Here is a 17,358-nt window from a genome sequence, read left to right as displayed (position 1 = left end):
TGCCGTGGGCCCGTGTGCTGGCGGATCGTCGCCAAACCCCTGAGTTCCCGTGTGGCCACACAGAGCAGTTGATCGAACTGCCAGGCCCAGCAGCCTATGTCTTTGATTTCGCTCATTGCTATTGCAGGCCCAGGTCGGGCCGGGTAGCTGGATGAACACGACCAAAGGTAGCTATTACATGGCAACTGAATCGAAATGCCCGTTCAATCACGCCGCTGGCGGTGGCACGACGAACCGCGACTGGTGGCCGAATCAACTGAACCTGAAGATCCTGCACCAGCACTCGTCCCTGTCCGATCCCCTGGACGAGGGCTTCAACTACGCCGATGCGTTCAAGAAACTTGATTTCGCGGCGGTGAAGGCGGATCTGAATGCGCTGATGACCGACTCGCAAGACTGGTGGCCGGCGGACTTTGGACATTACGGACCGTTTTTTATCCGCATGGCCTGGCATGCCGCCGGCACCTACCGTACCGGTGACGGACGGGGCGGGGCGGGTTCCGGTCAGCAGCGTTTTGCGCCGCTCAACAGTTGGCCGGACAACGTCAGCCTCGACAAGGCGCGCCGGCTGCTGTGGCCGATCAAGCAAAAATATGGGCAAAACATTTCCTGGGCCGACCTGATTGTCCTCACCGGCAACGTGGCGCTGGAGTCGATGGGCTTCAAGACCTTTGGGTATTCTGGTGGCCGCGCTGACGTCTGGGAACCGGACGAGGACGTGTACTGGGGCTCCGAAAACAAATGGCTGGGTGGCGACACCCGCTACGACAAAGGGCAAAAACCGGTGCAAGCGCCCGGCGATGTGCCACTCGTGGCCGAGCCCGGAAGAAATGAGGACAGCCGTACCGACCACGGACGCAACCTGGAAAACCCCTTGGCCGCTGTGCAAATGGGCCTGATCTACGTCAACCCTGAAGGTCCGGAAGGCGAGCCGGACCCGGTCAAATCCGCCATCGACATCCGCGAAACCTTCGGCCGCATGGCCATGAATGACGAAGAAACCGTGGCGCTGATCGCCGGCGGCCACGCCTTCGGCAAAACCCACGGCGCCGGGCCTGCCGACAACGTCGGGGCTGAGCCCGAAGCGGCTGGCCTCGAACAACAGGGCCTGGGCTGGAAGAACAGCTTCGGCACCGGCAAAGGCCCCGACACCATCACCAGTGGCCTGGAAGTGACCTGGACCACCACGCCGACGAAGTGGAGCAACAACTACCTGGAAAACCTGTTCGGTTTCGAGTGGGAACTGACCAAAAGCCCGGCCGGTGCGCACCAGTGGACGCCGAAAAACGGCGCTGGCGCCGGGATTATTCCGGATGCGTTCGATCCGGCGAAACGGCGTAATCCGACCATGCTGACCTCGGACCTGGCGCTGCGTTTCGACCCGATCTATGAACCGATCTCCCGGCGCTTCCTGGCCAATCCCGACCAGCTCGCCGACGCCTTCGCGCGCGCCTGGTACAAATTGATCCATCGCGACATGGGGCCGCTCTCGCGCTACCTCGGCCCGGAAATGCCCGGCGAAGAATTGCTTTGGCAAGACCCGATCCCGGCGCTGGACCATGAAGTGGTCAACGACAGCGACATCGCGGCACTCAAGGGCAAACTCCAGGCCTTGGGGCTGAGCGTCTCGCAACTGGTGTCGACGGCTTGGGCGGCGGCGTCCACCTTCCGTGGCTCCGACAAACGCGGCGGCGCCAACGGCGGACGCCTGCGCCTGGAACCGCAGAAGTCCTGGCAAGCCAACCAGCCTGGGCAGTTGGCGAGCGTGCTGGCGAAACTCGAAAGCATCCAGAACGAGTTCAACAGTGGCGGCAAGAAAATTTCCCTGGCCGACCTGATCGTGCTGGCCGGCAGCGTGGGCGTCGAACAAGCCGCGAAAAATGCCGGCCACAACGTAACCGTGCCGTTCACGCCGGGGCGGATGGACGCCTCGCAAGAGCAAACGGACGTGGAATCGTTCGGCTTCCTCGAACCCATCGCCGATGGCTTCCGCAACTACCTGAAAACCCGCTACAGCGTGCCGGCCGAGGCGTTGCTGATCGACAAGGCGCAACTGCTGACCCTCACCGCGCCCGAAATGACCGCGCTGATCGGCGGCCTGCGCGTGCTCAACACCAATGTCGGCCAAACCAAACACGGCGTCTTCACCGACCGGCCAGAAGCGTTGACCAACGACTTCTTCACCAACCTGCTGGACATGGGCGTGGAGTGGAAACCAACGTCGGAAGCGCAGGAAGAGTTCGAAGGACGGGACCGCAAAACCGGCGCAGTGAAGTGGACGGCGACGCGGGTTGATTTGGTCTTTGGCTCGAATGCGCAGTTGCGCGCGCTGGCGGAGGTGTATGCCAGCAGTGATGCGAAGGAGCGGTTCGTTAAAGACTTTGTGGCCGCGTGGGTCAAGGTCATGAACCTGGATCGGTTCGACCTGAAGTGATGTAAGCAACCAATAAGCCCGCTGAACCGGTCACGGTCAGCGGGTTTTTTTACCTGCCAGTGGGGCAAGCCATAACCCGACCTGTAGCAGCTGGCGAAGCCTGCGTTCGGCTGCGAAGCAGTCGTGAAATCAGCCAGCGCGGTTTTTCAGGAAGACCGCGTGCTCAGGTTTACGACTGCTTCGCAGCCGAACGCAGGCTTCGCCAGCTGCTACAAAGTTCGCGTATCGTCATAGACTTGGCTCGCATTCGGGCTTCCTCTGATGAGCCGCGATACGCCTCCCAACCATCTGATCCGTATTTTCTCGCGCCACCTGCATCTGTAACGAGATCAGCCACAGTCCCACAATGCCTCACCGGCCCGGCCGCCTGAAGTGAACGCACTTCACTGCGCCTGTTGCGCCGCAAACTCAAGTGGTAGGAGGCCTTATGGCTAAGATGGCGTTTTTCCTGGGTGGGTTTCTGGTGCTGACCGTCTTGATTGGTGCCTTGGCCACAATCTCTCCGGTGTGAGAACAAAAAGCCCGCTGAACCGGTGACGGTGAGCGGGCATTTTTGTGGGCGGATTTCGTGTTACTCGTCGCCGTACATCAATTCCAGGCTGCTGATCCACGCGTCAGTAGCGCCGTACCTCACGTAATAGGCGTTTTTTTCGGCTGCGTTCAAACCGGTAAAAAACGGCAGGAAGTAGCTGTCGTTGTAGCACCCGTTCGCCCCTTGCATCGCGCCGCCCCACCACGCCGGGTTGTACCCCTCGAACGCCACCCACGGCGGCGGAACAGCGAAACGTTCACGATGAACGCTGTCGAGGAAATCGACACTGTTCGTCACCAGCCGTACGGTGGTGGAATGGAAGGCTTCGTCGGATGTGAAACAGATCAGGTGGTGATTTTTTTCGGTGTTCGCGTATTGCTTGACGAGGACATCGTTGAACGGTTTTTCCGTCTCGTAGCGGAATGCTGATTCCACCAGCGCCCAAAAATGCTCGGCATCTTCCTTGTCGATTAAAAACGAAGAGTAATAGGCCGGGACGCCAATGTTCTCCAGCGAAACCGCTGGCGGAGAGTCAGCCGGAAGACGTGCCAAAGGCGCGGTAAACACGACCTTCAATTCGTCTGGTGAATACCCTACGACCTGTTCTTTGGGGGCTTGCCTTGCGAGAGCTTTGAAACGACTGAAAAGACTCACTGACTACCTTCGATCCTTGGGTTTTACATTAGACTTGGCCGTTCTTGAGTGTTGTGTTCATTGCGATGCAGACTTATGACAGGTACGACGCTTAATCTCAAATACCCTAGAGTCTCTGTGGCGAGGGAGCGACGCCTTACATGCCAACACCCGCGAACTTACCCGTCCAGACCGCTGCAAAAGCTGTCTGCAGCAACTCGTCAAACACATAACAGCCACGTCCACAGAAGCCTCCATTGCCCGATTTTCGTCCCAGGCGTTGGCCCAGGCCGGCTATCCCGACACCTGGTATTACGACTGTCCGGCCTTTGTGCTGCTCGGATCCCGAAGTGTGCTCTCGGTGTCAGGCCGAGACTACCGGCCGAGTGATGAGGCGGTTGGCCCCCATAATTTAATAACCGTCGACTTAAGCCCCATATCGGGCGATGTCTGGGGCGACTGTGCGCGCTCGTTTTATGTGGAGGGTGGTGTGTGCCGGGCCGTGCCCATTGGCAATGAGTTCGGTAGGGGTTATGAGGTAGAGCGCCAGTTACACGAGCGGATGTGCCAATTTGCCCAGCCGCAGACGACGTTTCATGAGCTCTATGAGTTTGCCAATGAGTCGATCATGACGGCAGGGTTCGAGAACCTCGATTTCAGCGGGAATGTCGGGCATAGCATCTGCGGGCGACGGGATGACCGGTTGTATATAGAGGCCGGGAATGACCGGCGTCTTGGGGACGTGAGCTGTTTTACCTTTGAACCTCATATCCGTCAGAGGGGCGGCGTCTGGGGGTTCAAGCATGAAAATATCTATTTCTTCGACAACGATGGCCGCGCGACTGAGCTTTAAGGCTAAACATGGCCCTGTGGCGAGGAAGCAAGCTCCCTCGCCACAGGTAGGCGTTCGATCTAGTTACCGTCCGCCACTTTCCGTTCAATCTCGTCAATTTTGCGCTGCAGTTCCTCGGCATCCTGCTCTTTAGCCCGGGTCGAGGAGGGCGTAATGGTTTCATCCACGCCTCGGGTATCGCTGTCCTCATCCTCAAGATCCCGCTCAACCACATTGACGGGTTTGCCAGAAGTATCGGTGGGCGGGGCGTTTGGTGGGGTTTTCGATTCGTTGTTCATATCGCGTACCTCTGTGGGCCTAAACATTGGAGGCACTGACATCACGGGAGTTCGAGATTTCTACCGTTCACGCTCACGGTAATCCATGGACCGTGGCCGATTGATGGTTTGCAGCTTCGATGAGGTCTTCAACATGCGCGGGTTTCCTGGGCCTCTTCGCGGGCGAGCCTTGCTCCTGCAGAGGGAGTGGAGTTGTCAGGCGCGGGATTTGCTCAGGAGTTTGCTGAACGCCACCTTATCAACCGGGCGGCTCATGTAGAACCCTTGCACTTCGTGACATTGATCGGCGCCGAGTATTTTCAGTTGTTCCGCTGTTTCGACCCCTTCAGCGGTCACGGTCAGGCCCATGGCTTTGCCCAGGCTGATGATGGCCTGGACCACCGCGCGGTCGTTGCCGCCGCTGCTCATCGAGGCGATGAAGCGTTTATCGATCTTGATCCCGTCGAACGGGTAGGCCCGCAAATAGCCCAGCGAGGAATAGCCGGTGCCGAAGTCGTCCATGTTCAAACGCACGCCCAATTCCTTGAGGGCGTTCATGGTGGTGAGGGCGCCGTCGATGTCGTTGAGCATGACGTTTTCGGTGATTTCCAGTTCCAGGCGGCTGGCCGGGAAGCGGGTCTCGACCAGCACTTCGCGCACGTCCTCCACCACGTCGCTGCGGGCGAATTGTGCGGGAGACAGGTTGACCGACAGCAGGATGTCGTCCGGCCAGGTCAGGGCGGTTTCACAGGCTTCGCGCAGCACCCAGCGGCCCAGCGGCACGATCAGGTCGGTTTGCTCGGCCAACGGGATGAACAGGTCCGGGCCGAGCAGGCCTTGCGTCGGATGCTGCCAGCGGACCAGCGCTTCCACTGAGACGATTTCCTTGCCGTCCACTTTGTAGCGCGGCTGGTAGTGCAGCACAAACTGATTATTCAGCACCGCTTGCCGCAGATCGTCTTCCAGTTGGCGACGATGCTGGATCTGGTCGCTCATGTGCGCTTCGAAGTAGCACCAGGTGTTTTTACCGTCGGATTTGGCCTTGTACAGGGCAATATCGGCGCAGCGGATCAACTCGCTGGGCACGTAACCCTGGCGACGGCTGAGGGCAACGCCCAGGCTGGCGCCGATGTGCAGCATATGGTGTTCATAGGGGATGGGCCGGTGCAGGCTCTCGATCAGGCGGGTGCAGAACTTGTCGATCTCGCTGTGGCTATTCATGCCGAGGACCACCACGACAAACTCATCACCGCCCAGCCGGGCGACGATGTCATGGTCGCGGGTGCACTCGCGCAAGCGCACGCCGACCTCCTGCAACACCGCATCGCCGGCGGGATGGCCGAGTGAATCGTTGATCGGTTTGAAGTTATCCAGGTCGAGCATCAATAACGTCAGCGGCGCCGAGTGTTCCTTGAGCTGCAAGGCATCTTCCAGGTAGCGCGCGAGTTTGTTGCGGTTGGGCAATCCGGTCAGCGCGTCGTGCATCGACAGGTGCTGGATTTGCGCGTGGGCGGCAACTTCGTCGGTGATGTCGCTGGCTGTACCCCGGTAGCCGATGACCCGCTGGTCGTCGAGGATCGGTCGGGCGGACACCCGGCAGTAGCGTTGTTGGCCGGTTTGATCGCGATAGGTGCAACGCAGGTCGCTGACACTGGCTTCCTCGGTCAGTTTGTTCAGCCAGAGGGCCAGCGGCGTGGTGTCGCAATACAGCAGTTGTTCGATGTTTTGCCCCAGCCACTGCTGATCGGAGAAGCCGGTCACGGCGCTGAAGCGTCCGGACAGGTAGGTGATGTATTGGTGTTGATCGATTTCCCAGATCCAGTCCGACGCGGCTTCGGCCACCGCGCGAAAGCGTTCTTCGCTGGCCTCCAACGCGTGATTGGCGCTTTCCAGTGCCCGGTGGGAGGCTTGCAACACCTCATAACTGCTGTCGACGTAGCGCGAGGAACGCATCGCATACCGGAAGAAATACGCAGTGAGCAACATCAGCACCACCAACGTCCCGCCCAGGGTTGGCAACAACGACCACAACAAGTGCTTCCCCGGCTCATCGAGTTGGGCAATCAGGCTGTAGCCGGTGCTTTCAAGCGGGACTTGCGGCTGGTTTTTTCTGAAGGTGGCATCGGGGGCCAGGTTCAGATTTTCCAGGCCATAACTGCTGCCCAGTGTGTGCAGTTTGGCCGTGGTCAGTTGGTCGACGAACACCATGACGGAGGTGGTTTTCGGATCATCAATCGGCCGTGCGTCATTTGGCATGATCGCCTCGGCCGTCAACAAGGCGGGCCAGCCCTCGAACATCGTGTACAGGCTCACCGGTTTGGTCAGGTCTTCCTGGCTCTGAACCTGTTCAATCAGCGTCGCGGACGACGCTGTCACGTAACTGGAAAAATCCGCCTGGACCATCTCGCCCCGAATTACGGCGTATTTGGTGTGCCCGCGATCAAGTACGAACACGCCTTCGTACCCATCGTTGGTGAACAGCGTTTTGCCTATGTTCTGCTCGATGTACGCCCAATCGGTGTCGACTTCACCGTTCATATGCTCGTACGCCGACGTCCAGTAGGCATAACTGGTGATGTAGTTTTTTGATGCGGTGATGCGGTTTTCCAACGCGCGGGCGGTGTAGAACCGTGTCTCGTCGATGTCTTCTGTGTCGAGGCCGGTGGCGATGCTGAATAGCGCAACCACCACTATGCAGACGCCAATGATAAACAGAAGGCCCATGGCCAATGCCAGGCGCCAAGTCACCGAGCTTTGGCGGGAGGGGGCCGAGGCTGCATAGGCGGAAACGTCCATTGACTCGTCCTTGATCCATGTCACGGCGTCTGGTCAGCCTGGACGTTGCACGGTTCAGGCTGGCCAGCGATCCAGTCATCGGCGACGGTCGGTGATGAATCTATGGGCGTGAGTATAGGCAGCGTGGGACAGAACGTTGGGGCCATCTTTGGGATGTGCGGGGTTTGTGCCGGCCTCTTCGCGGGCAAGCCTTGCTCCTACGGGGCCGCGAAATTTTCGAACACCGCGAAACCCTGTAGGAGCAAGGCTGCCCGCGAAGAGGCCCGCCCAGACACCACACCTCCCAGCGCCCGATCACTGCCCGCTAAACACCGCCCCCCTGCGTTCGGCAAACGCCGCCAGCCCTTCGCCAAAATCGGTGCTCTCACACGCCTGCCGCCGTAACTCGGCAATCTGCTCCATCGCCTGCACGGGCAGCGGTTGCAGGTCCTCAAGAATCCGCAGTTGCTCCTTAACTGCGGCCACCGCCAGCGGCGCTTTGGCAGCGATGCCTTGGGCCAATTCCAGCGCCGTGGCTTCCAGTGCATCGCTCTCGACCAGTCGATTAATCACGCCGAAGCGCTCGGCCCGCTGCGCATCGAGTTTCTGCGCGGTGAAGAACATTTCCTTGAGCACATGAATCGGCAAATTATTGAAGAACCGCAGCAAGCCGCTGGTGGTGTAGGGCAAGCCGATGTTCACCGGGGTCATGGCAAAACTGGCGCTGTGATCGGCCACCACCAGGTCGCAACTCATGGCCAGATCCACCGCGCCGCCCCACACCGAACCTGAGATCAGCGCGATGACCACGCCGGGATAGGCGCGGATGCGGCGCAGCACTTGTTCGAGGGGTTTGCCGTAGGCGATGGGGTCGCGGTCATGTTGCAGTTCGCGAATGTCGTGGCCGGCGCTCCACACCGGTTGCCCGACTTCGCCGCCGAGAATCACCACGGGAACGCGTTGCGCGGCGAGGGCGACGAGGCTTTCGTCGAGGGCGTTCAGCAGTTGCGCGCTGAGGGCGTTGCGGTGGGTGGGGTTGCTGAAGACCAGTCGGGCGATGCGCTCATCGACGTGGTGGACGGTGACTGTCGAGTTCATTGGGCAGTTCCTGTGGCGTGTGCGGGTGAATCGTCGGTGTCCTGGAACACCACGTTGGCGGCGAGCAATGCGTTGATCGAAGCGTCATCGAAACCCGCCTCGCACAGTACTTCAAGGGTGTGTTCGCCCAGCAGCGGCGGAGGGCGGCTGGCGGCGCTGTCGGTGGCGCTGAACACCGGTGTCACCACTTGGCGCACGGCGCCGAGGGTCGGATGCGTGACGGTTTCGGTCAATTGGCTGTGCAGCACCTGCGGATCATCGAACACTTCGTCGAGGGTGTTGATCGGCCCGGCGGGCAGGCCGGCTTCGATAAACAGCTCGGTCCACGCGTGTTTGCTGCGGGTTTTCAGACGGCTTTCGAGGATCGCCTTCAGCTCTTCACGGCGCTCGACCCGGGCCTCATTGCTGGCGAAGCGCGGATCGTCCGGCAGCGACGGCAAGTCGAGCAACACGCACAAACGCCCCCACATGGCCGAGGTGATCGGCGCCAGGTTCAGCGGGCCATCCAGGGTCTGGAACACGCCATAGGGCGCGATCACTGAATGCGCATTGCCGGTGCGGCGCGGCACATCGCCGAGGCTGAGATAACGCTGGCCGTGCACACTCAACAACCCGACCAGACTGGCCAGCAACGAGGTGCTGACATGCTGCCCGCGCCCGGTCTTCGAGCGCTCCAGCAGGGCGGCCAATACCGCCGTCACCAGCCACATGCCCGAGGTCAAATCACCAATCGCGGTGCCGGTGCGGGTCGGATCGCCATCGACGAAACCGGTGAGGCTCATCAGTCCCGAATAGCCTTGGGCGATCTGATCGAAACCCGGCCAACGGCTCATCGGCCCGTCGGTACCGAACGCGTTGATGCTGCCGAGAATCAGCCGTGGATTGCGCGCACTGAGCACGTCGTAACCGAGGCCCATGCTCTCCAGCGTGCCGGGCTTGAAGTTCTCGATCACCACGTCGGCGTCATCGATCAGGCGCTGGATCGTGGCCAGGCCTTCGGGGTGGCGGAAGTCGATGCACATCCCGCGTTTGTTGCGGTTGCACGAGAGGTAATAAGTGCTGACGCCGCGGTCGAACGGGCCCCAGGTGCGGCTCATATCGCCGGTCGGGCCGGGCTCGATCTTGATCACGTCGGCGCCGAGGTCGGCCAGCACCATGGTGCAGAACGGCCCCGACAGCGCGCGGCTCAGGTCGACAATCTTGATGCCTTGCAAAGCTTGCATGGGATTCTCCGGTGAATGAACGCTATTGCGGCAAGGTCTGGTCGCGGGTTTCGACGGCAAACGGCAGGATCAGAATGCCGGCGACAAACGCGGCAGCGGTCCAGGCGATAGGCGCGCCGAGCGAGCCGTGCCAGTGGATCGCGGCCGCCAGCAGGAAGTTGACCCCGGCGCCGATGAAGCGCCCGACCGAGGCGTTGAAGGCGAATGCCGTGGCGCGAATGCGCGTTGGGTATTGCTCGGGCAGCCACAGCGAGAAGATCGCGAAGTTGCCGCCGAAGAAACCGAGGAACACCAGCGACACCATGAACAGGTGCAGGCCATCGTCCATGTAGAACACCCAGCCGAACGCGACGACGATCGAGGCGGCCATGCCGGCGAAGTAGATGCCCAGCGCCTTGCGCCGTCCGACGCGCTCCGCCAGCCATGGCGCGATCAGGCAGCCGAGGATGGTGCTCAAGGACAGGATCGCCGCGCCGATCGAGGCCAGGTGCACGGCGCCGACGTGATCGATGCCGGCGCGGGTCGCCAGGGTCACCACCGCCGTAGCTTCGTACACCGAACCGGCCCACAACCCGACAATCGCGACACCGACCAAGGCTGAACTGGTGAGCGTGCGACGGCGAAACGCCGGGGCGAAAATCTCCAGCCAGGCGCTATGCGCTTTCGGAGCTTTGTCTTCGATGATCACCTTGCGCGGCTCTTTGACTTTGAGCGCGGTATAAATCGCCACGAATGCCGGGAACAACCCGCACAGGAACATCACCCGCCAGCCATACGTGGCGCCGACCGTGTAGTTGAGCAACGCGGCGATAAAGAAGCCCAGGTAGTAGCCGGTTTGCAGGTAACCCGCGCCCATTTTGCGTCGGTCTTCCGGCCAGCACTCGGCGACGTAAGTGCCCGCCAGTGCCCACTCGCCGCCGACGCCAATCCCGGCAATCAGCCGAAACACCGCCAGTTGCCAGATGTTCTCGGAGAACGCCGCCGCGCCGGTAAACAGCGAGTAGACCAGGATGCTCGCGGCCAGCATCTTCACCCGGCCAAAGCGATCGGCCAGCGGCCCCCAGATAAACGACAGGCCCCAGCCGATCAGGAACAACCCGAACAGCAGCGAACCATACATGGCGATATTGGCGGGGGTGGCGGTGATGCCGGAGTTGGGCAGCAACTCGGTCATGGCCGGGATCAGCACCAGGGCGAAGATCACGGAATCGACGCCATCCAGCACCCAGCCCAGGTACACCGTCCAGAAGCCGCGAATCTGCTCGCGGCTCAGCGGCGTCTTGATCGGTTTTTCCCGTGTTGCAGATGCAGTCATTGCTCTAGACATGGCGATCTCCCAGTGGCCTTGTTCAGGCCTATGGAAGCGCGACGCGGCAGTGGCGGCCGGTGGCGCTTCGTTTGTTGTGAGACGAGTCTAGGCGCGGTATCTCATAAACTTAAAATATGATATTCCTCTGATCCCAACGGAAAATCCGATGGCTTTGGAGGGCTCATGGACCTGCGCCAGTTGCGCTATTTCATCAAGGTGGTCGAGTGCGGCACCATCACCCGCGCCAGTGAAGCGCTGCACATTGCCCAGCCGGCGATCAGCCAGCAGATGCGCAATCTGGAGCAGGACATGGGCATGCAATTGCTCGAACGCAGCGTTCATGGCGTGGTGCCGACGGCGGCGGGGCGCACGTTGCATCGGCATGCCGTCGAATTGTTGCGCCAGGCCGACGGCACTCAGGAACTGCTGCGCCAGGACGCCGAATTTCCCCAAGGCAAGGTCTCGGTGGGCATGCCGTCGAGTACCGCGCGAATGTTGGCGATCCCCTTGGCGCGGACCATTCGCAGCCGTTATCCGGGGATCAAACTGGAACTGATCGATGCACCCAGCGCCGAGCTTGGCGGGTTGATCACGGTCGGGCGGGTGGCGTTGGCGGTGAATGTCGATGTGGTCGAGAGTCGGGGCGTGGTGTCGCAGCGGCTACTGACCGAAACACTGTACCTGGTGGCATGGCCGGCGTTTGCGTTGCCCGATGGCCCGGTATCGATTGAAGCGCTGGCGCAGATGCCGCTGGTGCTGCCCTGCGCGCCGAATACGATTCGCAGTCGGGTCGAGTCAGCGTTTCAAGAGGCCGGCCTGCACTGTGAGGTGGAATTTGAAGCCAACTCCACCGACCTGCTGTTCGCGGCGGTCAAGGCCCGACTCGGCGTGACCATCCTGCCGTGGGCGGCGGCGCATGCCGAGCTGGAGCAGCACAAGTTGAAACTGGCCAGGATCGACCATCGACTGTTCACCCGGGAGTTGTCGTTGTGCTGGCATGACACGGCGGTGCAGAGCAACGCGGTGCAGAAGGTCAAGGCGACCATTTTCGAATTATTCGACGGGTTTGGGCGCCAGCCGGGGTGGGCGGATGGGCGGTGATAAGCAGTGGGTTTTGTGTGTGTTTGAGGGCCTCTTCGCGGGCAAGCCTCGCTCCTACAGGTTTTGTGGTGGCCGCGAAATTTTCGAACACCGCGAAACCGTGTAGGAGCGAGGCTTGCCCGCGATGACGTCAGTCCAGACACTACCAACCCCTGATCAGCTGTACTCATCATGCCGCCGCCACCAAGGCCCTTGTTCATTCCGCCCCAACGGCGCCCGGTCCAACCACTGATACATGCCCCACAACCCATCCACTCCTCGGGCATAGGTGGAATAGGTGTGATAAATCACGCCATCCTCGCGCACAAACGCACTCAACCCCGGCCGGTCCCGCGAATAGGTCGGCGCATCGGTGCCACAGGTCGCCGCGAACTGCGCGACCGGCTCGGGGATTTGCGATTCATCCATCGCATGGCCCCCGCGCTGATAGTTGTACTCGACAGTCCCTTCACGCTGCTGCGCCTCGGTAAACGACACATTGAAGTCAGCTGTGAAATCGCTGTCGGGCGCTGACGCCCAGGGAAACGTCCAACCCATCCGCTGCCGGTACGCCAGCAGTTTCGCCAGCGGTGCGCGGGACACGGCCATCAGCGTCACGTCGTGGTTCGCCAGGTGCGTGACGATGCCGTCAAACCCGTCGGCAATCGCCGAGCAGGACGGGCAGCCCGCCTTGTAATCGGGGCCGAACATAAAGTGATAGACCAGCAGTTGCGAGCGACCGTCGAACAACTCGTCCAGGGTCGCGGGACCTTGCTCGGTGTCGAAACGGTAGGCCTTGTCGACTCGCACCCAGGGCAACGCCTGACGTTGCCGGGCGAGTTCGTCGCTGCGGCGGGTCAGGTCCTTCTCGGCCTTGAGCAACTCCAGCCGCGCGGCCAGCCATTGTTCTCGTGTAGCGATCGTGTGCTTGTTCATCCTGCTTGCCTCCCATCGGGGTCAGTCATCGTGAGATAGACTAAATTCGAGACGTCGGACGGTGGGAGTGACAAATGTGGCGCGATTCAGATGGATTCGTTGATCACGGCGGCGGCGCGAGCGCTGGCGGCGGGTGATCCCCTCGGTGCGCTGAACCGGGTGGCCTTGCGCGACGACGCGGCAGCGCTCGCCTTGCGCGGCATTGCAATGGCGCAGCTCGGTGAGCTGGTGTTGGCCAGGACGCTGGTGCAACGGGCGGCGCGGGCCTTCGGGCCGAAGGAAAGCCTGGCGCGGGCGCGGTGTGTGGTCGCCGAGGCCGAGATCGCGCTGGCCTCGCGGGACCTCGGTTGGCCGGTGAAGAAACTCGACACCGCACGGCTGACGCTTGAGGCTCATGGCGATGCCGTCAATGCCGCCCATGCGCGCTATCTGGCGATCCGGCGCTTGTTGCTGATCGGGCAACTGGATGACGCCGAGCAACAACTCGCCGAACTCGACCCCGCGCCACTGCCGCCAGCCTTGCGCGCGGTGCATGAACTGGTCGCCGCCGGGATCGCCATGCGCCGCGTGCAATCCCATTTGGCGCGAGCGGCTTTGGCCCGCGCGCAGGAGGCCGCGCGGCAGGCCGCGATTCCCGCGTTATCTGCCGAAGTCGAACACGCTGTGCTGGTGTTGAACACGCCTGTGGCGCGACTCATTACCCATGGCCAAGAGCGGCCATTGTTGCTGGAGGAAGTCGAGGCATTGCTCGCCTCAACCTCGCTGGTGGTGGACGCGTGCCGTTACAGCGTACGTGGCGCCGGTATGTCGGTGGCCCTGGCCACGCGCCCGGTGTTGTTCGCCATCGCCCGGGCCTTGGCCGAAGCCTGGCCGGCCGACGTGTCGAGAGAAGCCCTGATCGCCCGAGCCTTTCGCCTGAAACTCAGTGACGAGTCCCATCGCGCCCGGCTGCGCGTCGAGGTCGGGCGGTTGCGGGCGGCCCTTGAACCCTTGGCCAGCGTGATCGCCACACCGCGCGGCTTTGAGTTGGTGGCGCAGGATGTGGTGCTGCTGGCACCACCTGTCGAAGAAAGATATGCCGCCGTGTTCGCTTTTCTCGCCGACGGTGAATCGTGGTCCAGCTCAGCCTTGGCGCTGGCACTCGGCACCAGTCAGCGCACGGTGCAACGAACCCTCGACACGCTGGCGGCGGACGGCAAGGTGCAGTCGTTCGGGCGCGGACGGGCGCGGCGCTGGATGACGCCCCCGGTGCCGGGTTTCGCGACGACTTTGTTACTCACGGCGCCGTTGCCCAGTGCTTAGGATCACCTCACCCACCCGTGACGAGGAACACCTCATGAAAAGCTCAGCAGCTGAAATCATCCGTGAATATGGGCCCTTTACTGGCGTCGACGCCGTGCATGGCGTCAGCTGGGACGGCCAGCATGTCTGGTTCGCCAGTGGCGAAAAACTCAACGCCCTCGACCCGGCCAGCGGTCAGACCGTGCGCTCGATCGATGTCACCGCTGATGCCGGCACTGCGTTCGATGGCGAGCACCTGTTCCAGATCGCCGCCGATCGCATTCAGAAAATCGACCCCAAGACCGGCCGCGTGCTCCACACCATTCCCGCACCCGGCAACAGCGACTCGGGCCTGACCTGGGCGGAAGGCACGCTATGGGTCGGGGAATACCGTGACCGCAAGATCCATCAGATCGACCCCGAAACCGGCAAGATTCTGCGCACCATCGAATCCAACCGTTTTGTCACTGGTGTGACCTGGGTCGAAGGCGCGTTGTGGCATGGTACGTGGGAAGGCGATGAGAGTGAGTTGCGCCGGGTTGATCCGGGCACGGGCGAAGTACTGGAAAGCGTGAAGATGCCGGTGGGCGTCGGTGTTTCCGGGCTGGAGTCCGATGGCGGTGATCAGTTCTTTTGCGGTGGCGGTGGGAGTGGCAAGGTAAGGTCGGTGCGGCGGCCGAAATGAGTTGGGTGTTTTTTAAGATCGAAAGATCGCAGCCTTCGGCAACTCCTACAGGAGCAATGCATTCCAACCGGAGGCTGCGATCTTGACGATTTCATGTCGGTGAAATTTCGTATGATTGGCGCTTCCCCTCGTCAGACACAAGGATCAACCCATGGCGTTAAGCAAACGCGACCAAACCCACATCGAACGTCGCCTGGTCGCTACCCTGACTGACGCGTGCGAGGCGGCCAAAGCAGAAATCGTCGGTTTCAGCTGGCTGACCCATGAGGTCGATTACAGCGTGTTCCCTTCCAGTTTGCGGGTGATCTGGGTGTTCGATACCGAGGCGCAGAAGGACCAGGCGCTGGCCAGCGGGCAGGGCGAGCGCATGGTCGCGCTGACGGCCACCGCACTCGATGAGGCGCAAGTACTCGTCAGCCCCGTAGCGGCTCATGTGCAGTTCGACTCAGAAGAACAATGCCAGCGCGTCAACGGCGGAAATTGGCAGCAACGCCTGGCGCGACGCCGTTCATAACGCGGCGCCGATCAACTTGAGGTACTCGGGGCTTTCAGAGATTGAATTGTGCCCCACCCCCGCAATCACCTTCATCGACGCCACGCCCTGGATGAATTGGCCATAGAGCCGCACCGTGCTTGAACGCGGAATCACTTCGTCATGTTCCGCCGCGATCAGCAGGGTCGGCACGCTGATGTGCGCCGCGTATTTCCCCGAATCAAAGGTGTCCTTCAACAACCACTTCACCGGAAAAATCGGGTACTGACGGGCTCCGAGTTCCAGCAGGCTGTTGTAGGGCGTGATCAGGATCAGCCGCGCCGCCGGGCGTTGGCTGGCCAGGCGAATCGCCACGCCAGTGCCGAGGCTGCGACCAACCACGGCCACCTGCGGGTGTTCGGCGTAGACCCGATCAAACAGATCAAGGGCATCGCGGGCGATGGCCTCCTCGGACGGTGAGCCGGAACTGCCACCGTAGCCTCGGTAGTGCAGCAGGTAGAGCGCTTGATCCGGGAAGGCTGCGGAAAACGAAGGCAGGTTTTGCGAGACATCCTCGGCATTGCCGCCGAAGTAGAGCAACGCCTTGGGGCCGTCGTGGGGCCTGACTGACACCTGCAAGTTCGCGTCTGCCACCGGCAGCGTGAGCACACTGTCGGGTGTGGCGTAGGCGCTGGGTTGCGGGAAGTAGATGAGCGAGCGCTGAAATACGAACAGCGCCACGCAGAGCAGCAGGTACAGGGCTGCAATCGCAATGAGGATGTACACCAGAATTCGTGACATGAGGCTGATTTTTCAGGGGGACAATCGCAGTCTAGTCCAACGCCAGATCAAAAGATCGCAGCCTTCGGCAGCTCCTGCGTGGGTCTATGTCCCCTGTAGATGCCGTTTGAACCAATCCAGCGTCCGACTCCACGCAAGCTTGGCGGCAGCCTCATCGTAACGAGGCGTGGAGTCGTTATGAAATCCATGATTCACCCCAGGGTAAATGTAGGCTTCATAGGTCTTGCCCGCAGCTTTCAACGCCTGCTCGAAAGCGGGCCAGCCTTCGTTGATGCGGGTATCCAGTTCGCCGTAGTGCAGCATCAGTGGTGCCTTGATTCGCGGCACGTCCTTGGTTTCGGGTTGACGGCCATAAAAAGACACCGCCGCGCCCAATTCCGGATAGGCCACGGCCGCCGCATTGACGACGCCACCGCCATAGCAAAACCCGGTGATACCGACTTTGCCGGTGCCCGCCGGGTGATTCATCAGCCACTCGATGGCGGCGAAAAAATCATTCATGAGTTTTTCCGGGTCGACCGTCAGTTGCAGCTCGCGGCCCTTGTCGTCGTTGCCAGGGTAGCCACCGACCGAGGTCAGGCCATCCGGGGCGAGGGCGATGAAGCCGGCCTTGGCCACGCGCCGGGCGACGTCCTCGATATATGGGTTGAGCCCACGGTTCTCATGCACGACCACCACCGCCGGCACCTTGCCCGTGGCTTTCGCCGGGCGCACCAGATAACCGCGAACCTGGCCATGGCCCTTGGGAGACGGGTAGGTGATGTACTCGGCGAGGATGTCCGGGTCGGTGAATTCCACTTGCTCGGCCAGGGCGTAATTGGGGCTCAGGGCGGCGAGCAGGGCGGAGGCGGTCAGGCCGCCGAGGGCAAACAACGCCGCGCGGTCGAGAAATTCCCGTCGGTTGATCTGGCCATGCACGTAGTAGTCGTAGAGTTCGAGCAACTCGGGGGCGAAGTCTTTGGCGGTCAGACGGCTCATTGGCGTGCTTC

Annotated in this window: 15 protein-coding genes; 6 read left to right on the top strand and 9 right to left on the bottom strand. The window is 61.4% G+C overall.

The genetic code is table 11. The features are described 5' to 3' along the window. Positions 1-178: 178 nt before the first annotated feature. On the top strand, positions 179-2,434 hold the full coding sequence (gene katG / locus HKK52_RS07790) for a catalase/peroxidase HPI (protein WP_169370314.1): 2,256 nt from the start codon (positions 179-181) through the stop codon (positions 2,432-2,434). Between the two features lie 571 nt (positions 2,435-3,005). Here katG and HKK52_RS07785 read toward each other — a convergent pair. Further along, positions 3,006-3,620 carry a hypothetical protein gene (locus HKK52_RS07785; RefSeq protein ID WP_169370313.1) on the bottom strand — a complete coding sequence of 205 codons (615 nt, stop codon included), beginning with the start codon at positions 3,618-3,620 and terminating at the stop codon, positions 3,006-3,008. Between the two features lie 187 nt (positions 3,621-3,807). Here HKK52_RS07785 and HKK52_RS07780 point away from each other — a divergent pair, with 187 nt between their 5' ends. Then, positions 3,808-4,452 (top strand): M24 family metallopeptidase, encoded by a 645-nt coding sequence (locus tag HKK52_RS07780; RefSeq protein ID WP_169374202.1) that lies wholly within the window; start codon positions 3,808-3,810, stop codon positions 4,450-4,452. Between the two features lie 59 nt (positions 4,453-4,511). On the opposite strand, the gene HKK52_RS07775 is transcribed toward HKK52_RS07780, so the two are convergent. The 5 genes from HKK52_RS07775 to HKK52_RS07755 all read right to left on the bottom strand — a co-directional run bounded on the left by HKK52_RS07775 (position 4,512) and on the right by HKK52_RS07755 (position 11,132). After that, the gene (locus HKK52_RS07775) at positions 4,512-4,730 is read right to left on the bottom strand and encodes a hypothetical protein (RefSeq protein WP_169370312.1); all 219 of its coding nucleotides are present in this window, start codon (positions 4,728-4,730) and stop codon (positions 4,512-4,514) included. 195 nt (positions 4,731-4,925) lie between these two features. Continuing rightward, positions 4,926-7,505, bottom strand: a complete 2,580-nt coding sequence (locus tag HKK52_RS07770) for a bifunctional diguanylate cyclase/phosphodiesterase (RefSeq protein WP_169370311.1) — start codon at positions 7,503-7,505, stop codon at positions 4,926-4,928. A gap of 294 nt (positions 7,506-7,799) precedes the next feature. Then, positions 7,800-8,582, bottom strand: a complete 783-nt coding sequence (gene scpB / locus HKK52_RS07765; protein WP_169370310.1) for a methylmalonyl-CoA decarboxylase — start codon at positions 8,580-8,582, stop codon at positions 7,800-7,802. Further along, positions 8,579-9,805: a CaiB/BaiF CoA transferase family protein gene (locus tag HKK52_RS07760; RefSeq protein ID WP_169370309.1), complete on the bottom strand. Its 1,227-nt coding sequence runs from the start codon at positions 9,803-9,805 to the stop codon at positions 8,579-8,581. Before HKK52_RS07760 ends, scpB begins: the two co-directional genes overlap by 4 nt. Positions 9,806-9,827: 22 nt before the next feature. Next, positions 9,828-11,132 carry an MFS transporter gene (locus HKK52_RS07755; protein WP_169370308.1) on the bottom strand — a complete coding sequence of 435 codons (1,305 nt, stop codon included), beginning with the start codon at positions 11,130-11,132 and terminating at the stop codon, positions 9,828-9,830. Positions 11,133-11,297: 165 nt separating this feature from the next. Between HKK52_RS07755 and HKK52_RS07750 the strand changes: the two genes are divergently transcribed. Beyond that, positions 11,298-12,215 (top strand): LysR substrate-binding domain-containing protein, encoded by a 918-nt coding sequence (locus tag HKK52_RS07750; RefSeq protein WP_169370307.1) that lies wholly within the window; start codon positions 11,298-11,300, stop codon positions 12,213-12,215. A 156-nt stretch (positions 12,216-12,371) separates the two neighbouring features. On the opposite strand, the gene HKK52_RS07745 is transcribed toward HKK52_RS07750, so the two are convergent. After that, positions 12,372-13,130 (bottom strand): DUF899 domain-containing protein, encoded by a 759-nt coding sequence (locus tag HKK52_RS07745; RefSeq protein WP_169370306.1) that lies wholly within the window; start codon positions 13,128-13,130, stop codon positions 12,372-12,374. Between the two features lie 90 nt (positions 13,131-13,220). Between HKK52_RS07745 and HKK52_RS07740 the strand changes: the two genes are divergently transcribed. The 3 genes from HKK52_RS07740 (at position 13,221) to HKK52_RS07730 (ending at position 15,610) form a co-directional block, all read left to right on the top strand. Further along, the gene (locus HKK52_RS07740; RefSeq protein WP_169370305.1) at positions 13,221-14,432 is read left to right on the top strand and encodes a helix-turn-helix domain-containing protein; all 1,212 of its coding nucleotides are present in this window, start codon (positions 13,221-13,223) and stop codon (positions 14,430-14,432) included. Between the two features lie 34 nt (positions 14,433-14,466). Then, a complete protein-coding gene (locus HKK52_RS07735; protein ID WP_169370304.1) occupies positions 14,467-15,096 on the top strand; it encodes a Vgb family protein in 630 nt (209 codons plus the stop codon). 151 nt (positions 15,097-15,247) lie between these two features. Continuing rightward, entirely contained in the window at positions 15,248-15,610 is a 363-nt protein-coding gene (locus HKK52_RS07730) for a hypothetical protein (protein ID WP_169370303.1), read from the top strand. Here the strand turns inward: HKK52_RS07730 and HKK52_RS07725 are convergent. Continuing rightward, entirely contained in the window at positions 15,605-16,369 is a 765-nt protein-coding gene (locus tag HKK52_RS07725) for an alpha/beta hydrolase (RefSeq protein WP_169370302.1), read from the bottom strand. The genes HKK52_RS07730 and HKK52_RS07725 overlap by 6 nt on opposite strands. Positions 16,370-16,453: 84 nt before the next feature. Then, on the bottom strand, positions 16,454-17,347 hold the full coding sequence (yghX, locus tag HKK52_RS07720) for a YghX family hydrolase (RefSeq protein WP_169370301.1): 894 nt from the start codon (positions 17,345-17,347) through the stop codon (positions 16,454-16,456). Between the last annotated feature and the right edge of the window lie 11 nt (positions 17,348-17,358).

This window comes from Pseudomonas sp. ADAK2 (assembly GCF_012935755.1).
Taxonomy (GTDB): Bacteria; Pseudomonadota; Gammaproteobacteria; order Pseudomonadales; family Pseudomonadaceae; genus Aquipseudomonas.
The sequence above is the reverse complement of the archived record's forward strand: the minus strand, read 5'-3'. Positions and strand labels throughout refer to the sequence as shown.

What these genes read in the sequence shown, in the direction of transcription:
- katG (WP_169370314.1), top strand. Translation starts at nt 179, where the DNA reads ATGGCAACTGAATCGAAATGCCCGTTCAATCACGCCGCTGGCGGTGGC.
- HKK52_RS07775 (WP_169370312.1), bottom strand. Translation starts at nt 4,730, where the DNA reads ATGAACAACGAATCGAAAACCCCACCAAACGCCCCGCCCACCGATACT.
- HKK52_RS07770 (WP_169370311.1), bottom strand. Translation starts at nt 7,505, where the DNA reads ATGGACGTTTCCGCCTATGCAGCCTCGGCCCCCTCCCGCCAAAGCTCG.
- scpB (WP_169370310.1), bottom strand. Translation starts at nt 8,582, where the DNA reads ATGAACTCGACAGTCACCGTCCACCACGTCGATGAGCGCATCGCCCGA.
- HKK52_RS07760 (WP_169370309.1), bottom strand. Translation starts at nt 9,805, where the DNA reads ATGCAAGCTTTGCAAGGCATCAAGATTGTCGACCTGAGCCGCGCGCTG.
- HKK52_RS07755 (WP_169370308.1), bottom strand. Translation starts at nt 11,132, where the DNA reads ATGTCTAGAGCAATGACTGCATCTGCAACACGGGAAAAACCGATCAAG.
- HKK52_RS07750 (WP_169370307.1), top strand. Translation starts at nt 11,298, where the DNA reads ATGGACCTGCGCCAGTTGCGCTATTTCATCAAGGTGGTCGAGTGCGGC.
- HKK52_RS07745 (WP_169370306.1), bottom strand. Translation starts at nt 13,130, where the DNA reads ATGAACAAGCACACGATCGCTACACGAGAACAATGGCTGGCCGCGCGG.
- HKK52_RS07740 (WP_169370305.1), top strand. Translation starts at nt 13,221, where the DNA reads ATGGATTCGTTGATCACGGCGGCGGCGCGAGCGCTGGCGGCGGGTGAT.
- HKK52_RS07735 (WP_169370304.1), top strand. Translation starts at nt 14,467, where the DNA reads ATGAAAAGCTCAGCAGCTGAAATCATCCGTGAATATGGGCCCTTTACT.
- HKK52_RS07730 (WP_169370303.1), top strand. Translation starts at nt 15,248, where the DNA reads ATGGCGTTAAGCAAACGCGACCAAACCCACATCGAACGTCGCCTGGTC.
- HKK52_RS07725 (WP_169370302.1), bottom strand. Translation starts at nt 16,369, where the DNA reads ATGTCACGAATTCTGGTGTACATCCTCATTGCGATTGCAGCCCTGTAC.
- yghX (WP_169370301.1), bottom strand. Translation starts at nt 17,347, where the DNA reads ATGAGCCGTCTGACCGCCAAAGACTTCGCCCCCGAGTTGCTCGAACTC.